This is a genomic window from Bacillus sp. JJ1764 (assembly GCF_036962145.1).
Taxonomy (GTDB): Bacteria; Bacillota; Bacilli; order Bacillales; family Cytobacillaceae; genus Neobacillus.
Window position 1 is genome coordinate 10,149 of sequence record NZ_JBALNY010000131.1, and the last position, 11,894, is coordinate 22,042.

Annotated in this window: 12 protein-coding genes; 3 read left to right on the forward strand and 9 right to left on the reverse strand. The window is 33.7% G+C overall.

Features of this window, described 5'->3' with window-relative positions; genetic code table 11:
- Positions 1 to 209: 209 nt before the first annotated feature.
- From V7083_RS17815 to V7083_RS17825, 3 genes are all read right to left on the reverse strand, one after another.
- A complete protein-coding gene (locus V7083_RS17815) occupies positions 210 to 710 on the reverse strand; it encodes a PTS sugar transporter subunit IIA (RefSeq protein ID WP_335480393.1) in 501 nt (166 codons plus the stop codon).
- Positions 711 to 995: 285 nt separating this feature from the next.
- On the reverse strand, positions 996 to 1,172 hold the full coding sequence (locus tag V7083_RS17820) for a hypothetical protein (protein WP_335480396.1): 177 nt from the start codon (positions 1,170 to 1,172) through the stop codon (positions 996 to 998).
- Positions 1,173 to 1,230: 58 nt separating this feature from the next.
- Entirely contained in the window at positions 1,231 to 1,662 is a 432-nt protein-coding gene (locus tag V7083_RS17825) for a carboxymuconolactone decarboxylase family protein (RefSeq protein ID WP_438823742.1), read from the reverse strand.
- A 217-nt stretch (positions 1,663 to 1,879) separates the two neighbouring features.
- Here V7083_RS17825 and V7083_RS17830 point away from each other — a divergent pair, with 217 nt between their 5' ends.
- A complete protein-coding gene (locus tag V7083_RS17830; protein WP_335480400.1) occupies positions 1,880 to 2,371 on the forward strand; it encodes an RrF2 family transcriptional regulator in 492 nt (163 codons plus the stop codon).
- 181 nt (positions 2,372 to 2,552) lie between these two features.
- Here the strand turns inward: V7083_RS17830 and V7083_RS17835 are convergent, their stop codons facing one another.
- The 6 genes from V7083_RS17835 to V7083_RS17860 form a co-directional block, all read right to left on the reverse strand.
- The gene (locus tag V7083_RS17835) at positions 2,553 to 3,731 is read right to left on the reverse strand and encodes an MFS transporter (RefSeq protein ID WP_335480402.1); all 1,179 of its coding nucleotides are present in this window, start codon (positions 3,729 to 3,731) and stop codon (positions 2,553 to 2,555) included.
- A 95-nt stretch (positions 3,732 to 3,826) separates the two neighbouring features.
- The gene (locus V7083_RS17840) at positions 3,827 to 4,405 is read right to left on the reverse strand and encodes a TetR/AcrR family transcriptional regulator (RefSeq protein ID WP_335480404.1); all 579 of its coding nucleotides are present in this window, start codon (positions 4,403 to 4,405) and stop codon (positions 3,827 to 3,829) included.
- A gap of 279 nt (positions 4,406 to 4,684) precedes the next feature.
- Positions 4,685 to 5,896 carry an MFS transporter gene (locus V7083_RS17845; RefSeq protein WP_335480406.1) on the reverse strand — a complete coding sequence of 404 codons (1,212 nt, stop codon included), beginning with the start codon at positions 5,894 to 5,896 and terminating at the stop codon, positions 4,685 to 4,687.
- 423 nt (positions 5,897 to 6,319) lie between these two features.
- Positions 6,320 to 7,228 carry an AraC family transcriptional regulator gene (locus V7083_RS17850; protein ID WP_335480408.1) on the reverse strand — a complete coding sequence of 303 codons (909 nt, stop codon included), beginning with the start codon at positions 7,226 to 7,228 and terminating at the stop codon, positions 6,320 to 6,322.
- 260 nt (positions 7,229 to 7,488) lie between these two features.
- Complete coding sequence (nagZ, locus tag V7083_RS17855) at positions 7,489 to 9,138, reverse strand: beta-N-acetylhexosaminidase (protein ID WP_335480410.1); 1,650 nt, start codon at positions 9,136 to 9,138, stop codon at positions 7,489 to 7,491.
- Positions 9,139 to 9,287: 149 nt separating this feature from the next.
- Complete coding sequence (locus V7083_RS17860; RefSeq protein WP_335480412.1) at positions 9,288 to 9,770, reverse strand: CBO0543 family protein; 483 nt, start codon at positions 9,768 to 9,770, stop codon at positions 9,288 to 9,290.
- Between the two features lie 357 nt (positions 9,771 to 10,127).
- Here V7083_RS17860 and V7083_RS17865 point away from each other — a divergent pair, with 357 nt between their 5' ends.
- Positions 10,128 to 10,868, forward strand: a complete 741-nt coding sequence (locus V7083_RS17865; protein WP_335480414.1) for an SDR family oxidoreductase — start codon at positions 10,128 to 10,130, stop codon at positions 10,866 to 10,868.
- Positions 10,869 to 11,117: 249 nt separating this feature from the next.
- Positions 11,118 to 11,894: SLC13 family permease (locus V7083_RS17870; protein ID WP_335480416.1), on the forward strand; the 777-nt coding region annotated here is incomplete at its 3' end.

Here is an 11,894-nt window from a genome sequence, read left to right on the forward strand (position 1 = left end):
AATTTACCTATTAATTTTAACATAAGTACTTATTTATATGAAATTTTTAATGTTTTATATAAAAATACTGTTTTCTATCAAATGAATAAGAACTTATCCACAGTTTTTTCAGGGTAGAGCCTTTAAAATAAAAAAGCAATGCGATTTCTTAAGAGAAATGCACTGCTAAAAAGAGATCATTCTTAAATTACGGACTGGAAAATTCTTTTCTACATCTTTAGTTTACAAGTAAATAACGGTTCTCCTTTAGATACTTCTTCTGCTGAATTTTGTACGATACTCTCAATTTTCTCACTTGAATTTGTGATGATGATTGGTGTTACCGTATCCTTATTGTGATTTTTTATAAACTCAATATCGAATTCTAACAAAGGATCGCCTACCTTTACCTTTTGCCCTTGTTTCACTAGGACATTAAACCCTTCTCCCTGTAGTTCAACGGTTTCCAGCCCAACATGAATTAATAGCTCCAGACCATTTACGGAATAAATTCCAATTGCATGCTTCGTATTAAAGACCTGAATAATTTCTCCATCCACTGGCGAAACAAGTAAACCTTTACTCGGGTAAACCGCCAACCCTTCACCCATTAGTTTTTGGGAAAATACAGGGTCAGGTACTTTTTCTAACGGAATCACCTTTCCATCGAGCGGTGAATAGATTATTTCTTTGTCACTTTTAACCTTTTTCTTAAACAATTTTTCCAGCATACATGTGCTCCTTTAACTTTAATAATTTCAACTTGTTGGGAAAAGGAGGTGCTCTTGTCTAAAATAATTTCCCCACCCTTTTCAACCATTTCCTTCACTATTCACATATAAATATAGTGCTCTTATTTTTATACCATAATCATGAACATGGTGTCGATGACATAAGTATGATTGACTTGCGAAGGAAATGAACATGTTTCCGAATTTTTGTTTGCTTAAAAGTTGAAAGTATGAAAACATGAAAAAAGATGCCACCAGCGTAGCATCTTTTTTCGTGTTTCACTCTTAAATAATATACCCTTTATCCTTTAAGAACTCATAGGCAACACTTTGATATTCTTCTTTAATTTGATACTCAAGTGTATCATCAACGATTTTAGCACAACGTCCACCATATGGTTTAAGTGCTTCCTTAATTTCTTTTAATTCTACATTACTCTTAAGTGGATAATGTACCTTCATTGTACTCACCTTCTTATTTCACAATTAAATTTACTGCTCTACGCTGTAGAGATTAATGTTATTCATTAGTTGCAACATTCCCCATTGAAATAGAAATTCTATTCCAATTGTTAATTTGATTGATAATTAGAATCAAGTCAACATATTGTTTCTCATCAAAATGTTTACGTACCCTTTGATAAAGCTCATCTGGTACCCGTTTTGTTGGGATTAAAGTAACATGCTCTGTCAATTCAAGAGCAACTTTTTCTGCCTCTGTGTAAAACGTGCACTCTCCCCAAGCACTAACACAATATATTCTCTGCTCTGTTTCACCCATTTTCCTAGCATCTGCTGTGTGCATATTCAAACAAAATGCACAGCCGTTAATTTGGGAAGCACGAATTTTAATTAGTTCACGAAGTTTACGATCAATTCCAGTTGTTTTCGTATACTTCTCCATTTCCATCATAATATTAATTCCCTCTGGTGCCAGCTTATAATAATCCATTCTTGGTTCCACTTTAAATTCCTCCTTGATATATCATTATTATTAACATTAATTAACGACCCAATAAATCGTCGATTAACAATATCTATAATATATCCATATGTTTATAATGTCAAATCACTTTCATAGGTAATTGGTGCCAAAATGAAAATTTGACAAAGTATTAAAACATTTCTAAGATTAATTTACATAATCATATTTCAAAGTAGGTGTCTTAATGCAGTATAGTATTGGAGTTGAGTATGCACTTCACTGCCTCGTTTATTTAATTGATACCCCAGAGGATTCTCCAATTGGAATAAAAGAACTTTCCGATTTTCAAGGAATTTCAGAAACCTATCTATCAAAGATTTTTAGCAAATTATCAAAGTCTGGTATAGTAAGTTCAGTTCCTGGTGTAAAGGGTGGGTATAAACTTGCTAAATCTCCAGAGAAAGTATCCTTTTGGGACGTTATCGAAGCAGTGGAAGGTCCTAAACCTATCTTTCAATGTAAAAATATTAAAGATAATGGGTATTTATATAGAGAGAAAATCTGCACTCCTAGTTCCTCTTGTACGATTAATTTAGTTATGCTCTCCGCGGAAGAAAAAATGCGTGATTTCTTACGTAACAAAACACTTTCATGGCTTAATGAAGAGCTTGAGAATGTTTTACCTAAGCCAGCTCGGGAAAATACTCGAAAATATTTTTCGAATAATGACCAATAAAATAAACCTCTCGTGAAATTCCTTTATGAAGGAATTTGGAGAGGTTTATTTTTTCACTTGAACATATTTACTGTTTTAAAATACATGGACTTTTTTTCTAATCACCCCTAAACATCTTTTTTAAGGGACGATTTGTTTTACTTAGCCTAAATATTAGTGGTAGAAAAGTGATATTATATTGTCAATTTGATGATCCTGAAGAATAGGAACGATTAAATTTCACAGAATAAATCAACACATAGAGAACCATCAATGAGGCAAAGAAATTCAGTAAGATCATTGATACATTTAAATTAAAAAATTGTGTTAACAGTCCCACACCAACTACCGGGACAATGAAGCCTGAGTATGCACATAAATAAAATGCAGATATGACCCGCGGACGTTCTTCCGGCTTCGGCAATTGGCTTGCAAACCTTAATGATACTTGAAACGTCCATCCAGCTCCAATTCCTTGAATTCCAAATCCGGACCATAGCAAAAATAAATTTGCTGTTTCACCTGAAAAAACAATAATCCACGATCCAATAGTTAGAAAAAGGATGCCCATACGCATCCGAGTAACTGGATTTTTCGGCCAAGGAAAGAACTGCATCAATGCCCCACCACCTAAAAGCAACAAAATTAACAGCCCTGAAATAGAGAGATTATTGGTATGAATAACGTTTTTTGTGAAGGAAGGAATAAGAGAAAACACAATTCCACCTAATGTAAAAACAGTAAAGATCGGAAGCCCTATAATGGACCAAAAATGAGAACGAATATTACTCGGAACGCCTAGCGAGATCTTAGTTTTAACCGGTTTCTGCACTTGGGCATCTTCATTTTTCGGTAACATTTCTAGAATTATCAATGAACACACTAACATGACGAGCAGAAACCAATAAGGCAAACGTAGTGGCTGAAAATGGATGTATTGCAAAATTAAGCCTGAAATGGCGGGGCCCAATCCAAATCCAATGTTCACTGTCGCTCCTGATAGCTTGATTGCGGTAGTAACTTTACCTTGAGAAGTTTGTTTTAATAAGAAAGCACTAGCAGTACCTGTGAAGGCACCATATGCGATCCCCTCCAAAATCCTTGCCACATACAGCATCCAGATGTTGATACTAACTAAAAATAACAATGTCGATGCAATGGACATCCATATACTCCAGCGAAGAACTCTTTTTAATCCCCAAGTACTTCCCCTGGCTCCTACTACAAATAAAGTCGGCAGCAGGATTACTGCATAAACGGCAAATAATATGGTGATTTCTAGACTGCTAAGCCGATAATATTCACTGTATACAGGAAATAACGAAGAAATAAACGTAGCCCCACACGACATTATTAGTACAACCCATAGCATTCTTTTCATTACATTACCTACTTTCTTGAGTTTTAAAAATCTAAGGTGTGTTCCTTTTTCAAAAAGGACCAATCGGTCTTTTTTAAAGCAAAAAAAAAAGTAAATTAGAAAAGCATAGCTTTTATTTGTCCGGTGACCATATCTAAATATCTCTGATCCTTGTATATTCTGCTGATGGCTAACGCACCTTCCAAAGAAGAAAGAATGAATACTGCCATTTGTTCAGAATCAATCTGTTCGTCCATTTCATGTTGACTCTTTCCTAACTCAATTATAGATTTGATTATTTCAATTAAGCCAGCAAAGCCATCCCTTACAGAATCTTCGATTAAAATATTTGAATCATCAGCTTCAATGGCTGCATTCATTAACGGACATCCACCAGCGATGATTTCATTGTTCAATAACGTCATAAAAGTTGAGGTAAAAGCCTGAAATTGCTCAAAAGCAGTCTCCTTAGATTGAATAGCTTGCAAATAATTTTCCTTCAGTTTCATTAACGAATATGCAAAGGATGCCTTAGCAATATCATCCTTGCTTTCAAAATGGTAAAATATACCTCCCTTTTGCAATCCCGTGGCCTTCATAATTTCAGCGATAGAAGTTGATTTGTAGCCATTTGTATTGAATAATGACGAAGATTGTTCAATAATATATTTTTTCGTTCGTTCCCCTTTACTCATTTATCATTCACTCCTTTGTATTGAAAAAAGACCGTTTGTTCTTTTTTATTTAAAACTATTGCATCTCTTATGTCAAGTGGTGATTTTATCATTTGCGGAGTATTTCTGTTAATCTTCATTTAGACGCGGACTTAAAATGATCTGGTGATTTTAGACTAACCACACCGTTCTAATTATAAAGTCTATAAAATAAACCCCTCATGTAAATCCTTTGTCAAGGAGACTTGAGAGGTTTTTGCCTTGTTATTGTCATAATTACTTTGGTCACATGCCTTGGCCTTATTCTACTCCGCTTTTCCTTCTCCCTATTTGAACTGATCGTTTTACAGAACTTTTACCATGCAACAAATAGTAAATAACGATCCCGGCAAGCACGAAGAAAGTGCTATAAAAGTATAATGCACTATACCCTACTTTTACTGTTGCGAGACCAAATAAAAAGGAACCAATTCCAAACCCAAAATCAAAAGTCGATAAGTACGTAGCAGTAGCCAAGGCCCTCTTTTCAGCCGGGGCAATTTCAATGGCGATGGTTTGGAGACTTGGAAAGATGGTTCCCCACCCTAAACCGACAAGCGCACCAGAAAGAAGAAACAACGGTAACGTTGGGGATAAACTAAGTAAATAAGTCCCAATGGCAAAAAGCAAAATGGAAGGATAAATTATTTTATTTGCTCCATATTGATCATACCATTTTCCAGTAAAAGGCCTAGAAATTAAAAGGACAGATGCATAGACTACAAAAAAATAACTTGCTGCCTGAACTTGCCCGATTTCTTTTGCATAAACGGAAACAAAGGATATGATCCCGGAATAAGCCAGAGCAAAAAAACCGGAAATTAATGAAATAGGAATAGCAGACATCTCAAGAAAAGACTTTATTCCTTTATTCGTGTTTAAGTGTCTATCCTCTATGGGCATAGATTTTTTAGGTATCCGAACAAAAATGACAAAAATCAATGCAAATAATGCCAGGAAAGCATTAATGGAAAACAATAGATTTGTACTGCCAAGATGCATAATGGTTAATCCTAAAAAAGGTCCAACTACCATACCAAGATTTAGTGTTAAACCATAATACCCCATACCTTCCCCTTTCCGAGATTCAGGAATAAGATCGGCTACAATGGCTCCTGTAGCTGTAGTTGCCATTCCAAATCCAATCCCATGTAGACTACGAATAATAAGTAAGATCCATAAAGAATGTGCGATAAAATAAAGAAATGAGGAAACAAATACGATTAAAAAGGCCGTCAAAAAAACAGGAAACTTTCCAATCTTTTCAATCCATTTGCCAGCAAACGGGCGGGTAATAATAGCTGCAATTAAAAAAAAGGTAACAATAAGACCAACTTCGGACTCGTTACTTTTTAATTCTTGCATCGCATAGATTGGTAAAGTCACTAATAGATAGTAAAATGTTGTAAAAGTTAGGAAATTCGCGATTGAGCTGCTAATGAAATTTTTTGTCCATAATTTTGGCTTTCCCACTTAGGACTCCTCCTTTTTTTACTTTCCTCTATATCAAAGGTTTCCAGTAATTCGTTGGTACAAGGTTTGCTTTTCTTAGCTTATCCCAATAACTCATTTACACCTTCATTTAGTCTGTCATTTTATCGAGACATGTTATTTGAAATAGCGTAACCTATTTTATTCATAAAAATTGATCAACACCACTTGATAATATAGACAAAATTAATCGACGATTATTTAAGTCTATAATAGTGGTTGATTTTTCTTTTGTCAAAGTAATTTCTTAAAAAAATAAGTCTTTAATGGATAGATCCTTAAAATCAAACTCTTTACACTTTATTACATCAAATTGAAAAACCCTTCTCATTATTGAAAAGGGTTTTAATACTTTTTATACAACTGGTCCTTTCATTTCGAAAGATTCTGTCTGAAATTTTGGGACTACTCTACACTAGTTATCGCCTTTATTTTATTTCTATCACTGATTGGTGGAGAACCAAATAATCGTGCATACTCTCTATTAAACTGCGAAGGGCTTTCATATCCAACTTGGAAGGCGATTTCGGCTGCATGAACATGATCAGACATTAGGAATTGGCGTGCCATTTGTAACCTAATCATTTTTTGATATTGCAATGGGCTCATTCCTGTTACTTTTTTAAAATAGACATGGAGTGAAGAAGTACTCATATTAATGGATTGGGCTAGCTCATCAACTCGTAATGTTTTTGCAAAATCCCTGTTTATCAGCTTTATTACTTTCTCTATGGAGCTGGCTTTATTCCCCAAGATTGCAAATTGTTTCACTTGTTCGCCATGTTCATTTCTTAAGATTCGAAACAAAATTTCTCTAATAATTAGCGGTGCTAAAACCTTCATATCAGAAGGATCATCCAATAGTTTGATTAATCTAATTACCGCGTCTAGTAGAGGGCTAGTAGTTTTACCTACCACTAATGCTTTCGAAGAAAGGTCCTTTTCTTGTTTACCAATTGGCATATCTTTTAGGATATCTAAAATTTGCTCTGTACTGAAGCTCAGTTGCAGGCATAAAAAGGGGTTATCCCTTGTGGCTTCTGTTATTTTTCCCGTTATCGGCAAGTGAACCGAGGCCACTAAATATCTGTTGGGGTCATATTGATACATCTCGTTTGCCAGCATCACTAATTTTGAACCTTGTGCTATAAAGCAAACAGATGGTTCGTAAATGGAGTGCAATGGTTCTGAAATGGTTGAAAACCGTATTAGCTTCATTGATTTAAGTGATGTTTGGTGGATACCATCTTTGTCAGTGTAACGGGTTATTAATGAGGCTAATTCTAAATTCTGATCCTCCAAATTGTTAGACATTAGATCATTCCTTTCTTCACCTATAACATAATTATCACTTTCTGGAGACTTAGGCAATGATGAAATAGGATTCATCTATAGTCCTTTAATACCGTTCATCTAGAAACCTGCACCTTAAGTGGAACTAGAAAAAGCGACTGCTCTTTTTTAACAATCGCTCCATTAGTTGATCCTTCAAACAATAACATTTTATTTGCCTAGAATTCTTCAATTCCCCTTATTTCAATTGATTTTTTTTAAAAGGGCTAACACATCCCCTATTAACGGGAGTAAATTGAGTAATGATCCAATAATAGGGTCTGTTTCTTGAATACAAATTTTAGAGTATTTGCATTTATATTATAACTAACAATTTCTTCATTACTGCCTGTAATAATATCAGTCGTAGGATTACCAAAGTAGTTTTTCACATCTTCTATTGATAAGTTCTTTATTGTAGGATTATACGAGCGAATTTCAAATAACTGTTGTCCCTGACTATATGCTACAACTATATTCTTTTTAGTGTAAGTACTATATGTTCCTTTTAATGACGGTATATAAGAACTGCTATCTTCTCTACCCCAGACTTTTCTCACCATATCAATGGTACTAGTTTTAATGTGGAACGGATTGTCTATTACTGTACCGTTTTTCGCGTTCAAGCTGATACTTTTTAGCAATTCAGTTTTTTCCGAATCACTACTTACTGTATGAATGTTTGAAGCCTGTTTTATCTGTGAATTTAACTCCACTATATTCACGGGGACTACTTTATTGTTCGTAATATTATATTTATTTTTAAGTGACAATATTCTATATACACTATTATTGATCCTTTCCATAGAGATACTTTTATTTTTAACTGCTGATAGTAATGAGTTGTAAACTGAAACTGCATTTTCTTTACCATGGCCTACTAAAACCATGTCACTACCGGCATTAATAGAACGAATTACAGCATCTCTTAGTGAATAATGCTTTATTATAGCTCCCATTGTAACGTCGTCTGTTATAATTACTCCCCTAAATCCTAATTGATTTCTTAGTAAATCTTGAATTATAGGCTTTGATAGAGAAGCAGGATATAGGGGGTCAACTTTTTTTACTAAAATATGTGCAACCATTACCATATCAGCATTTGCTTTAAATGAATTTACAAAAGGTACTAGCTCCACCCGTTTTAATCTAGCTAAATCATTTAAAACTACAGGGAGTTCTAAATGTGAATCAACCGAAGTATCACCATGTCCTGGAAAATGTTTAACTACAGGAATAATTCCATTCGTCTTAATTCCCTTCATCATGCTTATACCTAATTTTGAAACAAGCTGTGAATCCGAACCAAAGGACCGATCCCCTATTACTGTATTATTTATATTGGTTTGAATGTCAAGAACCGGTGCAAAATCTGTATTAAAACCAAATACAGAAAGTTCTCTACCTATCACTTTTCCAATATTATAGGAGTATTTTTCATTATTTAAATTTCCAATTGCTCTAACAGCCGGTGTGTTTAGTATTGAATTTGGCATTCTATTTACACGGCCGCCCTCCTGATCGACAGAGATGAAAAGAGGAACTTTATTTTGAGTATTTGCAGTCTTTAATGCATTTGTTAAACTAACTAGCTTAGTAGTATCTTTAACATTTGGTTTAAACAAAATAAAGCCACCTAATTTGTATTGTGTGACAAGTTCCTTTGTACTTGAAGTTAATGAGGTGCCATCTATTCCAGAGATAATCATCTGTCCAATCTTTTCATTAAGCGTCATTTTATTTAATTGGTCTTCAATAATATCCCTTTTTGCGTCATATTGGTTTGTTGTATTTTCTACATGAATTTGTTGTTCCTTTCTATTTACATTGTTATTAGTACAACCTGTGAGTATAATTACAGCAATAATTAAAGTCTTAGAAAGCGCTTTCACCAAACCCACCCTTTATATTAAATTTTAAATGATTTACGTATTACGAAAAAATACTCCTTTAATTTGGTCCATTTAACAGTGGCCAAAGTAGTGAAAAGCCATACGCCACATTAATGCCTCTGATTTCTGCTTTTTTATCGAACAACCCTTTAATATGCAGATCTCTTACCTTTAAGCTTATCTAATTTTTTTAATAACCCAACCAACCCTCTGATTGTAAACAATGTAAAATTAACACTAATAAACGTATGGAAAGGTGACCATTTTTTCCATTTAAATAATCTTGTGTTCTTTTCAAGAATATATTGACCGATAGACATGGGAACACTAAAAATTAAACTTTTTAAAAGAATTAAACCTAATTTATTGTTATAGGTGATTTTCACCCAGATAACACTTAAAATTGGAAAAAACATCATGTCATAGAGAATATTTGTTTTAAAAATCTTTGGAAGAGGCCGAACAGGATATTCCAACCTATTGGTTCCAACGACATAAGCATCAATAAGAGTAGAAAGAATACCTTTCGAGAAAAAAATGACCAGATTTTCTCTCATTTTTGATCCCTTGAATAAAAAAGGAAAAGAAACAATACAGACAATTGATAGTAGGTTTAACAACTTTTTTTCCATATAGAATCTTCCTCATCTCATTTTTGTTAAAGTAATATCCTTAAATTACCCTAATTTTCATAAATACTCATAAATTTCATTGAATTTTTTGGAGAGTATCTTTTTTGTATATATGTTTATAACCTGGGTAAATCTCCATTGATAACAACTTGATAATTATAAATTAGCCGATCTCTAATAGAAGTGGATATATACGTATAACATAATTATTACTATCTGGATAATTAGGCAATGATTAAATAGGATTCATCTATCTAGATTAGAAATGTTTGATATAGGATATACATAATTCCATTGAATCCGTTGTAATCTAAACGGAATTGAATCGGAACAAGGCATTTGAAAAGGAGAATATAAATGGAACATTTATCGGGAAAAGTTGCGATTGTAACAGGGGGATCACGTGGAATCGGGAGAGAAATAGCTGAAAAATTATCTTTACATGGCGCATGGGTTGTTGTCAATTATTCAAGTAGTGCTGAAAAGGCTCAGGAGGTGGTAAAAAGGATTCAAACAAACGGAGGAAAGGCAGTTGCCATCAAAGCAGATGTAAGTAACGTAAGGGAGATTGAACATTTATTTTCAGAAACTCTATCTACATTTGGGAAAGTAGATATTCTTATCAATAATGCTGGAATTATGGTGAATAAGCCTTTAGAAAAAGTAACGGAGGCAGATTTTGATCAACAATTTTCGATTAATGTGAAGGGTACTTATTTTGCATGCCAACAAGCCTATCAACATATGGGCAAAAACGGAAGAATCATCAGCTTTTCAACCTCTGTTACAGGATTAATGTTCCCGACCTATAGTGTATATGCTGCTACAAAAGGTGCTGTCGAACAAATTTCAAGACAGTTAGCAAAGGAGTTTGGCCATAAAAATATTACGATTAACACGATTGCTCCCGGGCCTGTTAATACAGAGTTATTCACGGTTGGTAAAACCGAACAGCAAATTCAAGGGTTGAAAAATATGAATGCATTTGGGAGACTCGCTGAGACACAAGATATTTCCGAAGTAGTATGTTTTCTGGTAAGTGAACAAGCAGCATGGATAACCGGTCAAACTATACGTGTAAATGGTGGTCTTATATAAGGAGCTAAAACAAACCTCTCATGGAATTCCTTAATGAAGGAATTTAGAGAGGTTTAATCTTTATTCCAAACTCATCCACTTCATTAAAATAACCCCAGACCAAAACCAATGTTCACCGTTGCTCCCACGACACTTTTTTCCTGTTATTTCATGGAAAAGATGGTACTTTAAAAGTGCATTGTAGTTTCAAATGCAAGAAACGGAGGTATGTAGTAGAATAGTTAATATTGGAGGGGGATTGATGAAAGAATGTATTTATGTGACAAAAGAAAAAAGTTTAACTTGAAATTTGGAATTATAAAAAAAGATATTGTATTTTCCATATCACTCTTGTTAGCAATCTTAAGCTGTTTATTCCATGCACCAAAATTAGAATATATTAATATTAAAGTTATAGTCAGCTTATTTAATCTTATGCTCGTTGTGAAGGCTCTGGAAGATCTTAAACTATTGGATAAGTTCGCCATTACTATACTTAGTAAATGTCATAATAGTAAAAGTGTTTCAGCAATCCTAATTTTATTATGCTTTTTTAGTTCTATGCTTGTTACAAATGATGTGGCATTAATAACGTTTGTACCATTAACACTTATCATTAGTAAGATTATAGAAACTTCTATGTTAGACACTATTATCCTAGAGACAATTGCGGCTAACATCGGAAGCAGCCTAACTCCAATGGGAAATCCTCAAAATCTTTTCATATTTACTTACTACGGAATTAAGCCAATACAATTTTTTACAGCCATCCTTCTATTAGTGGTTCTTGGAATTATTCTATTATTCTTTCTTAATCAAAGATTGAATAGTAAAACATTGGAAATGGAACTTCCGTATATTCCTATAAAAAGTAAAAAAAAGGCAACAGTATGGGGTATACTATTTGGCATCATATCAGCATCCATTTTAGGGGTATTAAGCTACAAACTTGCGTTCATCCTCGCATTGGGAACCGCATGTATACTGGATATTAAATTATTAAAGAAAATTGATTATTTATTGCTGATTACATTTATATGTTTTTTT